At 41.4% G+C, this 17185-nt stretch carries 12 protein-coding genes; 6 read left to right on the top strand and 6 right to left on the bottom strand.

Annotated elements, in window-relative coordinates:
• Window positions 1-273 precede the first annotated feature (273 nt).
• Window positions 274-3606: a heavy-metal-associated domain-containing protein gene (locus tag MmiAt1_RS05500; RefSeq protein WP_318785894.1), complete on the top strand. Its 3333-nt coding sequence runs from the start codon at window positions 274-276 to the stop codon at window positions 3604-3606.
• Window positions 3607-3693: 87 nt separating this feature from the next.
• On the top strand, window positions 3694-3909 hold the full coding sequence (locus MmiAt1_RS05495; protein ID WP_318785893.1) for a hypothetical protein: 216 nt from the start codon (window positions 3694-3696) through the stop codon (window positions 3907-3909).
• Window positions 3910-3981: 72 nt separating this feature from the next.
• On the opposite strand, the gene MmiAt1_RS05490 is transcribed toward MmiAt1_RS05495, so the two are convergent.
• From MmiAt1_RS05490 to mfnA, 5 genes are all read right to left on the bottom strand, one after another.
• Window positions 3982-4185 carry a heavy-metal-associated domain-containing protein gene (locus MmiAt1_RS05490; protein WP_318785892.1) on the bottom strand — a complete coding sequence of 68 codons (204 nt, stop codon included), beginning with the start codon at window positions 4183-4185 and terminating at the stop codon, window positions 3982-3984.
• 127 nt (window positions 4186-4312) lie between these two features.
• On the bottom strand, window positions 4313-4582 hold the full coding sequence (locus MmiAt1_RS05485; RefSeq protein WP_318785891.1) for a metal-sensing transcriptional repressor: 270 nt from the start codon (window positions 4580-4582) through the stop codon (window positions 4313-4315).
• An 87-nt stretch (window positions 4583-4669) separates the two neighbouring features.
• Window positions 4670-7399: a heavy metal translocating P-type ATPase gene (locus MmiAt1_RS05480; RefSeq protein WP_318785895.1), complete on the bottom strand. Its 2730-nt coding sequence runs from the start codon at window positions 7397-7399 to the stop codon at window positions 4670-4672.
• A gap of 73 nt (window positions 7400-7472) precedes the next feature.
• The gene (locus MmiAt1_RS05475; protein WP_318785890.1) at window positions 7473-7895 is read right to left on the bottom strand and encodes a hypothetical protein; all 423 of its coding nucleotides are present in this window, start codon (window positions 7893-7895) and stop codon (window positions 7473-7475) included.
• Window positions 7896-8050: 155 nt separating this feature from the next.
• Entirely contained in the window at window positions 8051-9403 is a 1353-nt protein-coding gene (gene mfnA, locus MmiAt1_RS05470) for a tyrosine decarboxylase MfnA (protein ID WP_318785889.1), read from the bottom strand.
• 1126 nt (window positions 9404-10529) lie between these two features.
• On the opposite strand from mfnA, the gene MmiAt1_RS05465 reads away from it, so the two are divergent.
• The gene (locus MmiAt1_RS05465; RefSeq protein ID WP_318785888.1) at window positions 10530-11726 is read left to right on the top strand and encodes a site-2 protease family protein; all 1197 of its coding nucleotides are present in this window, start codon (window positions 10530-10532) and stop codon (window positions 11724-11726) included.
• A gap of 298 nt (window positions 11727-12024) precedes the next feature.
• Here the strand turns inward: MmiAt1_RS05465 and MmiAt1_RS05460 are convergent, their stop codons facing one another.
• Complete coding sequence (locus MmiAt1_RS05460; RefSeq protein ID WP_318785887.1) at window positions 12025-12765, bottom strand: SDR family NAD(P)-dependent oxidoreductase; 741 nt, start codon at window positions 12763-12765, stop codon at window positions 12025-12027.
• Between the two features lie 496 nt (window positions 12766-13261).
• Between MmiAt1_RS05460 and MmiAt1_RS05455 the strand changes: the two genes are divergently transcribed.
• The 3 genes from MmiAt1_RS05455 (at window position 13262) to MmiAt1_RS05445 (ending at window position 17182) form a co-directional block, all read left to right on the top strand.
• Window positions 13262-14440 (top strand): coenzyme F420-0:L-glutamate ligase, encoded by a 1179-nt coding sequence (locus tag MmiAt1_RS05455; protein ID WP_318785886.1) that lies wholly within the window; start codon window positions 13262-13264, stop codon window positions 14438-14440.
• Window positions 14441-14737: 297 nt separating this feature from the next.
• Window positions 14738-15376: a type 1 glutamine amidotransferase family protein gene (locus MmiAt1_RS05450; protein ID WP_318785885.1), complete on the top strand. Its 639-nt coding sequence runs from the start codon at window positions 14738-14740 to the stop codon at window positions 15374-15376.
• A 282-nt stretch (window positions 15377-15658) separates the two neighbouring features.
• On the top strand, window positions 15659-17182 hold the full coding sequence (locus tag MmiAt1_RS05445; RefSeq protein WP_318785884.1) for a TraB/GumN family protein: 1524 nt from the start codon (window positions 15659-15661) through the stop codon (window positions 17180-17182).
• Window positions 17183-17185 lie beyond the last annotated feature (3 nt).

The following is a 17185-nucleotide window of genomic DNA, read 5'->3' as shown; positions in this document are numbered from 1 at the left end:
AAGAACAAGTCAAAGAACAAGTCAAAGAACAAGTCAAAGAACAAGTCAAAGAACAAGTCAAAGAACAAGTCAAAGAACAAGTCAAAGAACAAGTCAAAGAACAAGTCAAAGAACAAGTCAAAGAACAGTTCAAAGAACAAGTCAAAGAACAGTTCAAAGAACAAGTCAAAGAATAATTCAAAGAAAAGTTCAAAAAAATTGTTTCAAAACCGATAACAAACGATCAAATTGGACATCCGAAACTGCAGGCGAAAAAGAGGGTTAGTGTTTACTATGATACGAAAAATACCGCAAAAAAATGAGCGCAAGTTTTCAGGCATTTCAATGATTTTAATCGTTGTTGTTATACTGCTTGCGGCAATGATGTCGGGCTGCCTTAATCAAGATGCAGACTCGGACACATCAGGAACAGGTTCAAATTCAGGATTTTCAGCTTCTTTAGGAAATGAAAACGACAATGAAAACAATAATGAAAACAATGAGAACAGCAATAACGCTGACGGGACGGGCAATACCGGTACAAATTCGGGCGCAGGTACGAGCAATACCGCGTCTTCGACGTCTTCTCTTCCGGATGTCGTCACGGCGACAAATTCCGGCGGCGGCGGAAGCAGCTCAAGCAAATCAAATATTTGGCTTGCATCCGTGAGCAATCCGTTTATCGGCACATGGATTTCCGATCCCGATGAAAGCGGTTCGGTTCTTACTTTTACCGGTTATTCTGACGGCACTTTTGATTATGAAATGAGCAATTTGCCTGATGATTATTCTTTCATGTCTGAAGGATCAGGTGCTTACCTTGTCAGAAAAGACTTTGACGGAACGAATGTTATGGTTTCGTATTTCGGTTTTGATTCCGAAGAAGCATCCGGTCTTGTTAAAAGCAATACGTTTGAAGTCATAAACAATAATCTCATTAAAGTTACCGAATTCACTATCGAGTACACTGGTGAAGACAGCAGCGAGAAAGACTTTGGAGAAACAACATACTTCCGCAGATCAGGACCTGCCGTACGTTCTGATTATGTAGATACGGAAATGATGAACATTTTTGCAATGTATTCTGACAGTGAAGCCGGCGGATACGGCTGGGGCGCAGATGCTGCAGAATCCGATGAAGGCATGAAAGAGATTCTTTTAGAAATTTTGGGCAGAGACTATTACGCTTCTGTTTGGAAATTCAATTATGACGGAACAGTTGACTGTTCATTCCTTGATTTAATGCTGCTGATGGCAGCGTTAGAAGGAGAAGAATTAGGCGAAGGCGAAAATTCAGATGCTGTCTATCCGTTTTCATATACTGTTTATGATGCCGATCCTGAAGACGGCGGCATATATGATGAAAATGACAGAATCATCATTTATACAGAAGATCCCGGCCAAGGAATTGAATTGATGGTTTACGCATTTAATTTTGATGAAACCGACAGTTCAATGACATTTGATTGGTGTGAGATCATTGGCGGATTTGCCGTCCCGACAGGAGCAGAGATGCTGTTCTGGCCGTACCCGACAGTCAATCCGAAAGTCATTTTGAAAGAAAACAATGAAGCCGGATTAACGTTTTTGTCAATCCCCGACTCTGACGAATGGGCCGCACAAACCGCAACCTCAAAAGAAAACGGAATAATTTGGGGCCATGATGCCGCCGTTTCTGAAGGCAGTTCAAGCCATCCGGTCATCGGATATCCGAATCAAATGCCTTCCGGATCCTATAACAGCGGATTTGAATTCAGCATCGAAACGAATGCAGAGGATAATGCCGAATATCGTCCGGCAATCGGATTCAGTGCTTTCGCCGACTTCACGCCTGAGAATTTAGGCGAAGACAAATACAATGCGCTTGTTTCAAAATTGGAAGCATTGGACGATGAATATTATTATTACGGATGGTATTTGCCCGGAGCTGATGTTTTAACCGATTTGGGAATCCATATTTACGGAAAAACCTGCGGCATTACAAACGACATCACAGACGGCGTTTCATTCGGTATTTATGACATCGGCGCAGAAACCGACACGGATATGCTCCTTCTGAATTACGGCGCCGTTATGGTCGATGATGAAAACGACCATGAAGGAACGGAACTTTATCTCAGCGAAGAAAACGAACTTGTTTGGAGTGACGGTGTTCAGGATGGTTTCATCACCGCAGAATGGTGGATTGTTCTTGATCCGTTATATGCGGGCGGTACGGGAACACCCGTTGATCCTTTCCAAATCGAAACGGCCAAACAACTGGATAATGTGCGTTTGAATTTAGACAGACATTTCATTCTGACGGACAATGTTGATCTTATTGATCTCCCGGATTACGAGAACTGGGAGCCGATCGGTGCTTATGTTCCCGCATCAGAAGAAGATGCGGAAGCACCGTCTTTGGATGATGCCTTTATCGGCACATTTGACGGCAACGGGCACATCGTTTCCAATCTGGTTGTCAATCAGCCGGAAGGTGCCGCTGTCGGTTTATTCGGATGTGTTGCAGGCACGACCACGAAGATTATTGAATTCGAAGGGATGCATGGCAGAGGCTGTATGAATAAAGCGATAAATGCTTTGGAAGCTCTTGATGGGGTACAAAGCGTTGACGTTGTCCTGAATCGCGCGATGCTTATTCTGAATGAAGATTATGAGATCCCCGATGATGAATTGAAAGAGATTGCAGATAATATCTGTAATTTCAATTGGAAATCAACCGAGACATTTGACGGTCCTGCTATCTATGATTTGATGATTGAAGACGCAGATGTCACCGGATTTTGTTTGGTCGGAAGTGTTGTTGGTTATGCTGTGGATTGTACTATGGATAATGTCGATTTAATCGAAATAATCGGCACGAATACAATCAGCGGCTATGCAATGGTCGGCGGTATCGTCGGCGGCAGTGTCAGCAGTGACATGACCGGCTGCGATGCTGCGGCAGATATCATTGTTTTAAACGAGGAAGCAATGTTGATCAAATTAATAGATGAATTCGGCTCTGCGCCGGGAACCGTCGGTATTTTGGGCGGCGGCTTGGAAAGCAGCTCATTGATTAACTGTACCGCAACCGGTACTGTGTCAGCAGTGAGTGATAATGTGTACGGAATTAGCGGTCTTGCCGGATGTGCTTTTGATAGTCTGCTTGTCGATAGCTGTATTGCAGCAGATGTCACCATTACTGCCGCAGGAAGCAGCAATAAAATGATCGGCGGTTTGCTTGGTTTTACCGGCACCTATGATGAAGAAAAACCGACTGTCATTTCAAACTGTGAAGTTGATGCTGAAATTATCGTAAATTCGAACACTGCTATTGTCGGCGGTATTGTCGGCAGCGGCTACTTTATGGAAGAAGAAGCATTCAGAGCATTTTTGGATTCAATGGAACTTTCAGAAGAAGAATACGAAATGTATTACGAAGAATACTCCTTCCGTCTCACGCCGAGTTTGTTTGAAATCGATAATTGTGTAACAGCAGGTTCTATCACGGGCGGTTCCGAATATGTCGGAAGCATTGTCGGCCGCGCAGATAATCTCGAAGAAAAAGATGTTGCGGACAGCAGCAGTACCATGACATGGAATACCGATTGGATTCTTAACAAAATCGGCAGGTCAAGTGAATAAAGCAGTTGATTCAACGGCTGAATTAACTCAATTAAAAATGAGATCATTTTGAAAAATATCTCAAAAGCAGTATGGAACGATTAAAAATTGTTTCATGCTGCACACTTCTTTTTTAATATTTCTAAAAAACAAAAAGCAAAAACAAAATACAAAAAACAGAAAGCAAAAACAGAAAGCAAAAACAAAATACAAAAACAAAATACAAAAACAGAAAACAAAAACAGAAAACAAAAACAGAAAACAGGATGCTTTAAGTTACAATATTTTAAATTAAAAAGAAATAATGAAATTAAGAAAAAATGATGAAGCATCTAAAACGTTTACCGATTTTGTTTTTATTCGTTTTAAATTCAAAAAAAAGAAAAGGAAATGAAGTTAAACTTCATATCCGGCATCTGCGACAGCTTTTTTCAAAACGTCGGCTGATGTTTTAAAATCATCGTATTCAACAGTCGCTTCGCCTTTTTCAAGGTTGACGGAAGCTTTTGAAACGCCGTCAATGTTTGTCAATGCGTCCTGAACTCTTCTCTGGCAGTGACCGCAGGTCATGCCGCCGACTTTAAAGGTTACGGTTTCCATAATTTTTTCTCCTTGGTTTTTTGATTACTTTTCCGGATATTTTTTATTTTATTTCGGATTGTTTTTAATTTTATATATTTCAAGTAATTAAATATTATGATATGTTGACAGCTGCCGGATTTTATTTTCATTTATTCAGCTTGTCAAACACATCGATAATTTCATTGATTTTTTCTTCGCGCTCTTCCGGACCTTTTTCAAACGCCTCGCTGACGCAGCCCGATAAATGCCCTTGAAGAACAATTTTTGACGTTTTTCTGAGAACGGCTTCGCTCGCCATAATTTGATGAACGATATCAATGCAGTATTTGTCTTCTTCGACCATTTTAATGATACCGTCAATTTGACCGCGTGCCGTTTTTAACATTCTTAACACGTCTTTTTTATCTGCTCTCATATTTTCCACCTCTGACTTTTCCTTTTTCTTTTCCTTTTTCTTTTTCTTTTCCTTTCCCGTTTCCGTTTTCGCTTCCGTTTTTAATTTTCATTCGCGCTGAATTGAGACAACTTCGTAGCCTTCTTTTTCAACAGCCTGTTTCAAAATTTCATCACTGACTTCTTTCGCTCCTGAAATTCGCGCTGTTCCTGCTTCCCAGTCAACTGCCGCCGAAACGCCGGGAATTGCATTCAATGCCTTTTCAACATGTTTTTGACAATTGATGCAAGTCATACCGTTGATTTTCATCAAAACGGTGCCTTCGTTTTTGTTTTCATCTTTATTTTCCGGGACTGTTTTTGCCGGCGCGCCGCTGCTGTCTGCTGCCGCACTGCCTGCTGCTGTGCCGACTGCTGCTGTACCGACTGCTGCTGCCACACTGCCTGCCGCCCCGTCAGCTGTCGCCGTGTCCGCTTCGGCCGGAAGCGGGCAGGCTTCCGGCGGCGCTGCTGTTGTGAATTTCGGTTTGAAAAATCTCAGTCTCAGCGCGTTTGTGACGACAAAGAGGGAGGACAAACTCATGGCGGCAGCCGCAAACATCGGATTGAGCTTCCATCCGAGAATCGGATAAAACATACCGGCAGCAAGCGGAATGCCTAAAATGTTGTAGAAGAACGCCCAAAACAAGTTTTCTTTGATGTTTCGAATCGTTGCTTTCGAGAGTTTAAAAGCCGTTACGGCATCCATCAAATCGCTTTTCATTAAGACGATGTCCGCGCTTTCAATCGCGATATCGGTGCCGGCGCCGATTGCCATGCCGACATCGGCGCGCGCGAGTGCGGGAGCGTCGTTGATGCCGTCGCCGATCATCGCGACTTTTTTGCCTGTTTCCTGCTGTTTGCGAACGATTTGTTCTTTGCCTTCGGGGAGAACGCCGGCAATCACATGATCAATTTCCAGCTGTTTGGCAATCGCGTTTGCCGTTTTTTCGTTGTCGCCGGTGAGCAAAATAACGTCAATACCCATGTTTTTGAACTCGGCAATCGCGCGTTTGCTGGTCGGTTTGATGATGTCGGCAATTGAAACGATGCCGAGCAATTGCTTATTTTTCGCGAAATAAAGCGGTGTCTGACCGTTTTCGGCGATTTCATCGGAAATTCCGGATAAATTTTGAATGTCAATACTGTCGGCAATCATCATTTTTGCGTTGCCGGCCAAAATTTCTTCATTTTGGTTTTGATTTTGGTTTTGAATCACAGCTTGAATTCCGTGGCCGGCGGTTTGTTTAAAGTCGGCGGCCGGCATTAAGTTCAGATTCATCGCCGCCGCTTTTTCAACAATTGCAACGGCCAGCGGATGTTCCGAAAATTTCTCAACGGAGGCGGCATAGGTCATCAATTCTTCTTTTGAAAACCCGGCCGCCGGATAAATGCCGGTGACAGACGGTTTTCCTTCCGTTACGGTTCCGGTTTTGTCCAGAATAACAACGTTGACCGTCTGCGCCGTTTCAATACTTTCGGCATTCCGGAACAGGATTCCGTTTTCAGCACCTTTGCCGGTTCCGACCATGATTGCCGTCGGCGTAGCCAGTCCGAGCGCGCACGGACAGCTGATGACCAAAACAGCGATGCCGATGGAAAGCGCGAATTCAAACGGATAGCCGAGCAACAGCCAAGCGATTGTTGCGATAATTGCAATGAGAATGACGGCCGGAACAAAAATTGCGCTGACACGGTCCGCCAATTTGGAAATCGGGGCTTTGCTCGCGCTTGCTTCTTCGACCAAACGGATAATTTGTGAAAGCGTTGTGTCCTCGCCGACGCGAACAGCCGTCATTTTGATGAACCCGGAACGATTGACGGTTGCGCCTGTCACGTTGTCGCCGATCGTTTTTTCAACGGGAATGCTTTCGCCGGTAATGGCGGACTCATCGATTGCCGCCGATCCTTCAATGATTCTGCCGTCAACGGGAATGCTGTTTCCGGTTTTAACGATCAGGACATCTCCGGGAGCGACGTCCGCGACGGGAATTTCAACCTCGGCGCCGTCTTTTTCAACAAGAGCGGTTTTCGGGGCCAAATCTAAAAGACGCGTAATCGCGTCGCTTGTTTTTCCTTTGGAACGGCTTTCCAGATATTTGCCGACCGTAATCAATGTCAAAATTGTACCGGCCGACTCAAAATACATGTCCATGTGATATTGCTCGACGAGCGCAAAATCTTGAATCGCAAGACCGTATCCCATTCGAACAATTGCATAAATGCCGTAAATAATCGCGGCCGACGAGCCGATTGCAATCAGCGCGTCCATTGTCGGGGCGCGCTTGATCAGGCTTTTGAATCCGTTAATGAAGTAATTGCGGTTGAGATAAGCAATTGCCAATGCCAAAAGAAGCTGAGCCATGCCGAAAGCGACGGCGTTTTCATGACCGCTCAAAAACGAAGGAAGCGGGAGCCCGATCATCGGCCCCATCGCGATATACATCAACGGGATCAAGAGGATAATTGACCAAATCAAACGAAATTTCATCTGCTCGGCTTCGGCCGCTGCCGGATTTTGTCCCGCGTTTTCGATTTGTCCGGTTTGTCCGATTTGCCCCGCCGGCGTTTTCCCGGATCTTGATTTTGAATCTGCCGGAAAGGCGCCGTAGCCGGCATCTGTCACCGCTTTGATAATGTCCGTTTCACTGACAGCCGTTTCGTCATATTCGACGACCATAAAATTCTGCAAGAGGTTGACCGTCACTTTTGAAACGCCGTTTAATTTGCTGACAGCTTTTTCAACATGACTGCTGCAGGATGCGCAGGTCATTCCCGTCACATCGAATTTTTGTTTGATTTTAAAGCCTCCGGGTTTTTTGATGTGGTTACTTCATTATTTTTTTATTTTCTTTTTTTATTTTTTAAAAATTTTATTTTGACCGTTTTGTTTTCATTTTCGTTCTTGTTTTTGTTTTTGTTTTCTCGTTTTGTTTTTCCGCTTTTGTTTTCTCGTTTTGTTTTCTTGCTTTTGTTTTCTTGCTTTTGTTTTCTTGCTTTTGTTTTCTTGCTTTTGTTTTCTTGCTTTTGTTTTCTTGCTTTTGTTTTTCCGCTTTTGTTTTTCCGCTTTTGTTTTTCCGCTTTTGTTTTCTCGTTTTGTTTTCTTGCTTTTGTTTTCTCGCTTTTGTTTTCTCGCTTTTGTTTTCTCGCTTTTGTTTTCTCGCTTTTGTTTTCTCGCTTTTGTTTTCTCGCTTTTGTTTTCTCGCTTTTGTTTTCTCGTTTTGTTTTCTCGCTTTTGTTTTCCCGTTTTTGTTTTTTATTTTTTCTTTGATACTATACCCCTGTGGGGTGTTCATATATGAATAATTTAAATGAATCTATTTAAAAGTTTCAATGGCAGAAAGAAAATGTAATCAAAGTATTTTGTAAATTTTCAAAAAATAACAATTAATTCATTAATTTGTTAATTCATTAATTTGTTAATTTATTAATTTTCGAATCTGTTAATTCGTTAATCTGTTTCCTGCAGCAATTTTCCCAAATCGAAAATCAAAGCGCTGATATCTTCTTTTGTGACATGGGGCATCAAAACAAAACGAAGCGCCGGAATTGTTTTGGTTGCCGAAACGTTCCAGCCGTATTTTTCCAACAGCTGCGCCCGAATTTTTTCTGTTTTTTCGTAATCGGCCGTTTCGTTGATTCCGCTGCCGATGCTGACGGCAACAATATTAATTCGAGGAAAAATACAGGGTTTTAAGCCGATTTTTTCCAGTTCTTTTTGGAAGTGATTAACCAAATCCATACAATAAGAAACATTTTTCCGGTAGCCTTCGGCGCCGAGATGTTTCATGACGGCATAAGCTGCGGCAACAGATGAGCCGGGACGTGTTCCCGTGAGTGTTGACTGATATTTGCTTGTCAAATACGGGGTTTTGACCTTGATTTTGTCCAAAGACGACCCGAGAACAGATTCGTCTCTGAAAATCAAAATACCTGCCGGAATAACAGACAGTCCCATTTTGTGGGGATCGACGGAAACAGATGTGACTCCGGGAAGATCAAAAGCAAATCGGACATTCGAACGATGATTTGAATGAGCATCACCGTGAATATTCGAATGAATATCAGAGTTTGAACAGGAATCTAAAAACGGATAAATAAAACCGCCGAAAGCCGCGTCTATGTGAAGCGGCAATTTATGTTTGACTGCAATTTCCGATAATTCTTCAATCGGATCGCATTCGCCGAATTCCGTGCTGCCGGCAATTCCGATTAAACCGATTGTATTTTCATTAATCAGTGATTCCATTGATTCGGGAATGACTCTGAAATTTGAATCAATTTCTGCCTTTTTCAGCTCGATTCCGAGCAAATTCGCAATTTTTTCAAAAGAAAAATGAGCGGTTTTCGGCAAAATCAGATTCAATCGCGATTGAAAAGAATTGGAATTAAAGTCGGAGTTAGAGTTAGAGTCAGAATTAAAGCCAGAGTTAGAGTCAGAATCAGAGTCGGAATTAAAGCCGGAATTAAAACCGGAGCTGAAAAAACGATTTTTCATGTGCAAAACGGCTTCAATGTTGGATTCTGTTCCGCCGGATGTCAAATGACCGAAAGCAGATTTCGGATCCGGATGATTCAGCATAGAAGCAGACATTCGGATGACTTCCGCTTCCATCTCACAAGTTCCGCGGAACAAGCCGGGATCGCCGATATTTGAAAGTGAAAATTGCTGCTGAGCTGCAACAGCAACAGGATGCGGAATCGTACACATCGAACTGAAAACCTTTTTAAAATTCGTGTCGGCATCTGAAAAAGAGCAAAGCTCTGCGAATAATTCTTCTTCAGAAATACCTTTTTCATCCATGACACAAAAACCAAAAATTAATATTTAATGATTTGCTTGAACAAATTCAAAGACATGAATTTTGTTCATTTTCCTGTTAATATGTTAATATCTTGTTAATAATTGGAATAAGAACTTAAATTTTTCATAATTGGTTTATTCACATTAATTATATTCAGATCATTTACTTGTTATTCGTTCCAAAGGAAATGAAAAATTGGTCTTTTTGACCAACCCCATGATTTCCAATGGAGAGTTTTAGAAAAATCGTGATTTAGCGAAGAGTCGGAGAATTATTTTTATTTTTTTGTTTTTATTTTTCGTTTTTTCATCAAACTTATATTCTTTTTTTGATCCGGTTTTATTTTTTTTATCAGTGTTTGACCTATTTTTTATTTCCTTTTCCTATTTTTTATTTCTTTTTCATTTCTTTATTGCAATTATATTTACTTTTTACAGTTTCCTGTTTTGGTTTTTATTTATGTTTTCATAATTTCATGTAATTCCATACAATTTAATTATATTTTATTCAACTTTTCATCAATTTTACTCAACTTTTCATCAATTTTATTAAAATTTAATAATATTAAAATAAAAATTAACATTTTTTGTTATTTTCAATAACTTTAAATAATAAAAATTTCTTAACACAACAACATTATTTTAACAACAAAAATAAAATGTAATTTTATTTTTCTTTTTTTCTTCGCAATTTTTCAAAAATATTTTTCATTGGAAATAATCGGGGGGTGGGCGTTTATATACTTTCCAGGCGAAACAAAGGGGTCATTTTCACTTTCCCAAAATAATAAAAATAAAATTAAAATAAAAACAAACATCGGAAGAATAAAAAATTTAAGTTTCAGATGAGATCCGACAGAATCTAAAAATAATAACTCGAAAATAAAATCTCAAATAAGATTTCAGATGAAATCCAAATAGAACCCAAATAGAACCCAAATAAAATCCTAAAATTCCCAAAAAGAGTTCCAAATAAAATCCTAAAATTTCTAAAGAAGAATTCCAAAATATAATTTCGAAAAATCTGAAAACAAATCCAAAATAAATGTTTAATGACGCTTCTCATCTTTCTGTTCTAAATTTTTACTCGGCAACTTTTATATTATTTAAAAATGCTTTATAAATTATGAGTTATAAAGTTGCAACCGTTAAGGGAATTCCGATTTATGTTCATATTACATTCTTGTTGGTCTTCCTGCTTTTTGCTTTTATTTTCGCAATTTCTGTCTGGCCGTACGGTTTCAGATATGTCGAGCCGCCGATTGCCAGATATATTCTGGCTTGTCTGACAGCGCTGTTGTTTTTCGTGACGCTTCTGATTCACGAATTGTCTCATTCGCTGCTGGCAAATTCTTACGGTCTTAAAATCCAAAATATCACGCTTTTCTTTTTCGGCGGCATTTCCGCAATTGAAAATCCCGAAAATGTCAGAAACATTGATCCTTCCAAAGAGCTGAACATTGCTTTGGCCGGCCCGCTTTCAAATATCATTATCGGTGCCGTTCTTTTGGCTTTCAATTATTTTGTTTACGGATCCGTTTTCGGTGTTCCGGATGTCACAAACTGGGTTACCGAAGGCCTTACGACATTCACAGCCAATATTCCGACAATGATTTTCCTTCTCGGAACTTTGAATCTGCTGCTCGGCTTTTTCAACATTCTTCCGATCTATCCGATGGACGGCGGCCGCGTTCTCAGAGCATGGCTCGCTAAAAGAAACACATACGAAGAAGCGACAAACACCGCCGTTTCAATCGGAAAAGGGTTTTCGGTTGTCCTGGCAGTCATCGGCATTTTCACAAACTGGTGGCTTGCGATTTTGGCGCTTTTCTTATACATTTCCGCTGCCGAAGAAGGCAAAATGTTTAAAGCAACAACAATTCTGGAAGACATTGTTGTCAAAGACATCATGACAACAGAAGTCCTGACGGTTGACGAATCCATGCCTCTCGTCGAATTCATCAATTTCGTTTTTCAGAAAAAACATCCCGGCTATCCGGTCATTAAAAACGGAAGAATTGTCGGCATGATTACGGTTGAAGACACCCGCCACATCAATGAAGCCGAACGCTATGCTTTCACTGTCAAAGACATCATGAAAGAAGTCGTTTCCGTTCACCCCGATGCAACCGCTCTGGACGCCTTCAATGAAATGGGAACGCACACTGTCGGCCGCCTTGTCGTTTTAGACAGCGAAAGAAATATGGTCGGCATCATTTCAAGAACAGACCTGATGACGGCAATCTATCTCAAAGACAATTTCAAAAATAAAACAAACGAATCCCAAAATGAACCTCAAAACGAACCCCAAAGTGAATCCTAAAGTAAATCCCAAAACGAGTCTCAAAATGAAGAAGTGGAAACAGAATCAATCGATAAATCAAATTCGTTTATTCAAATTGATTTATCCGACAATTCGCTTGAATTTGATTTATTCAGTGATTTATTCAAATTGATTTATCCGGCATTCGTTTGAATTTGATTTATTCAGTGATTTGTTCAAATTGATTTCCGGCGATTCATTCAAATTTGATTTTGCTGCCGGAAATCACAAATCAAATAAAAATAAAAAGAATGATCCTGTTCGGATCATTTCGATTTTCTTTTTTTAAATTCTAAAATTAAACATCAAAACCGCCGTCGACTCTGAGACTTTGGCCGGTCACGAATGACGACTCATCCGATGCCAGGAAAACTGCGACTGTTGCGATGTCAATCGGCTGACCGATTCTTTTAAGCGGCGCGCCTTCAATCATTCCCGTTAAGGCGTCCGGACCGCCGATGCTGTCTACCATTGCGGTGTGAATCGCGCCGGGCGCAATCGCGTTCACTCTGATTTCCGGGCCCAATTCTTTGGCCATCGATTTTGTCAATCCTTCGGCAGCGTGTTTTGTTGTCACATAAGCGGTAAACCCGTGATGTGCGGCATATCCGGCAACAGAAGTTGTGTTAATAATGATGCCTTTTCCTTTCTTTTTCATGATCGGGGCCACGAGCTGCGCCAGACAAAGCGGCGCCGTCACATTCACATTGAAAACATCATACCATTCTTCCGGTTTCAATTCCAAAATCGGTGTGACGGAAAGCATGCCCGCGTTGTTGAACAAAATGTCCACCGTTCCGTATGTTTCAACTGTTTTGTCAACGATTGTCTTTAAAGTGTCGGTTTTTGTCATATCGACCGTTACATATGCTGCTTCGCCGCCGTCTTTTTTAATTTCTTCAACCACTTCTTTGGCGCGGTCTTCATTTCTGCCGACGACAACAACTTTGGCGCCTTCTTTGGCAAACTGCTTTGCCGTTTCTCTGCCCATTCCCGATGTCGATCCCGTAACAATTGCAACTTTACCTTCAAGTTTCATTATTCATATCTCCTTACCTTTATATTTTCTATACCTTTCCTTTTAAACGGCTCAAACAGCGGCTGTTTCAACCGGTTTAAACCTGCGAATAACTGAATAATTGAATAATTAAAAAACCGATAAAGCCAATAAAAGCCGGCAAAAATCATTCAAAATGAATTTTAAAATCGTTATTCTGTAAATTATATCAATTATTCATGAAGGATGTTTTTTTAAACATTATTAAATCTTTCTTTTAAAATTTAAAAAAATTTAAAAAAATTTAAAAAAAATTAAAAAATTTAAAAAATAATATTTAAAACTTGATTTTGACGGCGGCCGATCTTTAAAGTTTTCATTTTTCAGTCTGTGTCATTTTTGTTCATTAAAATCAAATTTATATCATACCACTTTCTTTTTTTACTTGTTCATACAATATTCGATATTTATTTTCATTCAAATTATTACTCGAATACTTATACTTTAAATTTGTATTTTGAATGCACAGGTGATTATTTTGAAATTAACAGGAACACAATCCATCGGCATTAAAGCACCGATTGTCAAAGAAGGCGATGATTTGGCGTCAATCGTTACAAATTCCGTTCTTGAAGCCGCCGAATCTTCGGGTCTGGAAATTGAAAACGGTGACGTCATCGGCGTCACGGAAGCGGTTGTCGCCCGAACACAAGGAAATTACGCAACGGTCGAACAGCTGGCCAAAGATGTCAGAAGCAAATTCCCCGGCGGAGAGGCTGCCGTTTTGTTCCCGATTTTGAGCCGCAACAGATTCGCGATTATGCTCAAAGGCATCGCAATGGGACTCGACAAAGTTTATTTGATTCTCAGCTACCCGAGCGACGAAGTCGGCAACCAGATCATCACATGGGAACAAATTGATGAAGCCGGCGTCAATCCGTACAAAGACGTTCTGACCGAAGAAGAATTCAGAAAAGCTTTCGGCGAAAACACAAAACACCTTTGGACAGGCGTTGACTACATCGAATATTATAAAAGTCTCGGCGACAACATTGAAGTGATTTTTGCCAATCACTCCCGCGCCGCCCTCCAATTTACAAAACACGTTTTGACGGCGGACATTCACTCCCGTCACAGAACAAAAAAGACCCTTAAAGCCGCCGGCGCCGAAACAGTTTATGGCCTGGACGACCTTTTAAGCGCGCCGGTCGACGGCAGCGGCTTCAACCCCGACTTCGGCATTTTGGGCGCCAACAAAGCCACCGAAGACAGAATCAAGCTTTTCCCGAAAGACTGCGACATTTTTGTCAACGACGTTCAAAAACAAATGAAAGAAAGAACCGGAAAACAAGTGGAAGTTCTGGTTTACGGCGACGGCGCTTTCAAAGATCCGGTTGCCGGCATTTGGGAACTCGCCGACCCCGTTGTTTCTCCCGGATACACGAAAGGTTTGGAAGGGACGCCGAACGAGCTGAAACTCAAATATTTGGCCGACAACGAATTCAAAGACCTGGAAGGCGACGAACTTCAAGACGCGCTTCGCGAAAGCATCAAAAACAAAGAAGACGTGTCCGGCAAAATGGTATCCCAGGGAACAACGCCCCGCAGATATGTCGATTTAATCGGCAGCTTATGCGACCTGACAAGCGGTAGCGGCGACAAAGGAACGCCGATCATTTTGGTCAAAAATTATTTCGATAATTACGCGACAGAATAAAATCAAAAACAGGAGACAGGCAAATTGAAATTTGTCGGCGTTTTTTGCTGATTTATTTTCTTTTCGCCTTCTTTTTTGATTTTCCTTTATATTTTTCCTTTTTGCTTTTCCTTTTCCTTTTTTCGTTATAGATTGTTGCCATACTGTTATTAATAATTCAAAATATAATATATAATAAAATGATATAATAAAACGGTATACGACGATATAGTAAAACGGTATTATAAAACGGTATAATAAAACCAAATATAAAAAAACAAACCAATCTGCCTGTTACAATGAAAATGGAGAAAATTTATGTTTACAATCTATGTTTACGTCCTTGATACTTTAGCCGACTGGGAACCGGGGTATGTGATGGCGGAGCTGAATTCCGGCCGATTTTTCAAAAAAGACGCGCCGCGTGTATCGCTCAAAACTGTCAGTCATTCTAAAGAGCCGATCAAGACAATGGGCGGGATGACAGTAGTGCCCGATTGTTTAATTGAGGATATTGTTGTGAATGAAACAAGCGTGCTACTGTTGCCGGGCGCAGATACATGGAACGACCCAAAACACAAGGCTGTCATTGAAAAAGCAAGTGAACTTCTTTCTTTCGGCGCGACGGTGTGTGCAGTCTGCGGGGCTACTGCTGCGCTTGCCGACTTTGGAGTATTGGATAAGCGCCCGCATACCAGTAACGGGCCGGGATTTCTTGAAATGGTTTCCCCTTGTTATAAAGGACAAAATTATTATGTAGACAAGCCGTCTGTAGCGGATAACAATCTTATTACGGCAAGTTCCACCGGCGCTTTGTTGTGGGCGAAACAAATTATTGAACATTTAGGTGTTTTTCAATCAAACACATTGGAATCTTGGTATGAATATTTTAGTACCGGCAAGCCTGAACATTTCTTTGCCCTTATGCAAACTTTATCGTCCGATGATGAAAATTGATTACAGACGGCATAAAAAACGAACCTGTTAATGGCGGCAGGAACCTCTCTTATTGCGGCACAATTTTGAAAAAATCTTGAAATCAAGCTTTTTGGTTCTGAGATCTTATTTTCTTTTTCTTTTGGCCGATTTCGATTCTTCCATATTTTCCGTTTTTAGAGAATAATGTAATATTCGACAGCAAATAAAACAAATCGTCTTTAAATAGAATAAGAAATATTTTGAAAGATTAATTGAGATTAACTTAAAGTAAATTTAACAGGAAAATTCAGGTTTTACACTATGAAAAACGAAGACGAATATACAAACCCTTTTTCAGAACCGACCGATTCCGGCCAAACTTCTGATTTTTCAGGTTCATCTTCTGTTTCAGACGAAGCGCCGCCGACAGAAACATTGCCGGATGAAAATTCTTCTGACATTGAAATTTCGGACATTGTTCTTTCAAACACGCCCGATTCGCAAAAGGCAGACGGTTCAGTCGGTTCTGCCGACTCTGTCGATTCTGCCGGTTTAAACACCTGCGCCGATTTCAGCAATGTTGTTCCGGTTTCGGGAGAAGCCGGAGAAAACGGGGAATGTTTGAATCCGACGCAAATCATTATTATCGGGACGGCACACGTTTCTCCGAAAAGTGTTCGTGAAGTCCGCGAAACGATTGAAAGGGAAAAACCCGATATCGTCGCCGTCGAACTTGACGCGAACCGATACAAAGGAATGACAGATCCCGACGCGGGAGATTCTGAAATCTCTTTCAAAGACGTGTTAAAACCGGGACAAACTTTTTACTATCTTCTTTACGGATTTTTAGCTTACATGCAGAAAAAAATGGGCGAACAGCTCGGCGTTCCCCCCGGTTCTGAAATGATGGCCGCCGTCGAAGGCGCCCAAGAAGTGGGCGCCGGAATCGCGCTCATCGACCGCGATATTCAGACAACGTTTAAGCGTTTCCTGGCGAAATTAAGCTTCGGCGAAAAGCTGAGAATGGCTTACAATATTGTCAAAGGCATGTTTTTCGGCGACGAAAACGAGCAGGAATTTGACATCAACAACATGACCGACCAAGATGTCGTCACGGCGATGATTGAAGAATTCCGCCACTTGTCACCGACAGCCGCTTCCGTTCTCATTGACGAGCGCGATGCGTATTTAGCCGGAAACATTTTAAGAACCGTCAAAGCCGCAGGCCCGGGCAAAAAAATCGTTGTTGTCATCGGTGCCGGACACCGTCAAGGAATGACGAATTATTTGAACAATCCGTCCCAAATTCCGAATTTGGCGGAATTAGACGTAATCCCGAAAAAAAGGTTCAGTTTGGTGAAATTCATCAGCTACGGTATTGTCGCGCTGGTTTTGCTCGCCTTTGCCTACATCATTTATTCCGTCATCACCTATCCGGAAATGACGCCCGACATTTTAATTCTGGCATTCGGATGCTGGTTTTTAATCAACGGCGTTCTCAGCTCAATCGGCGTTTTGATTGCCGGCGGAAAACTCCGATCGGCAGCCGTTGCTTTCCTGCTGGCTTGGTTCACATCCATTAATCCGCTGCTTGCGGCCGGCTGGTTTGCAGGACTTGCCGAAGCCGGAAGCCGAAAGCCGACGTCGGCAGACATGAAAAACATGATGAATGCCGAAACTTTCAAAGAACTCAACAGCAATCCGTTCTTTAAAGTCATTTATGTCGCCGCCTTAGCCAATGTCGGCAGCATGATCGGAACTTTCATCGGCGCTTTCATCGTCCTGAAAATATCGGGTATTGATATTGTTGAACTGATTACAAATATCGTTACGGGATTATTTTAATCC

This window comes from Methanimicrococcus hacksteinii (genome assembly GCF_032714515.1).
GTDB classification, from domain to species: domain Archaea; phylum Halobacteriota; class Methanosarcinia; order Methanosarcinales; family Methanosarcinaceae; genus Methanimicrococcus; species Methanimicrococcus hacksteinii.
This window is presented reverse-complemented; position numbering and strand designations above follow the sequence as displayed.

Excerpts from the sequence above, each read along its gene's own strand:
- MmiAt1_RS05500 (WP_318785894.1), top strand. The coding sequence starts at position 274 with ATGATACGAAAAATACCGCAAAAAAATGAGCGCAAGTTTTCAGGCATT.
- MmiAt1_RS05490 (WP_318785892.1), bottom strand. The coding sequence starts at position 4,185 with ATGGAAACCGTAACCTTTAAAGTCGGCGGCATGACCTGCGGTCACTGC.
- MmiAt1_RS05485 (WP_318785891.1), bottom strand. The coding sequence starts at position 4,582 with ATGAGAGCAGATAAAAAAGACGTGTTAAGAATGTTAAAAACGGCACGC.
- MmiAt1_RS05475 (WP_318785890.1), bottom strand. The coding sequence starts at position 7,895 with ATGAACACCCCACAGGGGTATAGTATCAAAGAAAAAATAAAAAACAAA.
- mfnA (WP_318785889.1), bottom strand. The coding sequence starts at position 9,403 with ATGGATGAAAAAGGTATTTCTGAAGAAGAATTATTCGCAGAGCTTTGC.
- MmiAt1_RS05465 (WP_318785888.1), top strand. The coding sequence starts at position 10,530 with ATGAGTTATAAAGTTGCAACCGTTAAGGGAATTCCGATTTATGTTCAT.
- MmiAt1_RS05460 (WP_318785887.1), bottom strand. The coding sequence starts at position 12,765 with ATGAAACTTGAAGGTAAAGTTGCAATTGTTACGGGATCGACATCGGGA.
- MmiAt1_RS05450 (WP_318785885.1), top strand. The coding sequence starts at position 14,738 with ATGTTTACAATCTATGTTTACGTCCTTGATACTTTAGCCGACTGGGAA.
- MmiAt1_RS05445 (WP_318785884.1), top strand. The coding sequence starts at position 15,659 with ATGAAAAACGAAGACGAATATACAAACCCTTTTTCAGAACCGACCGAT.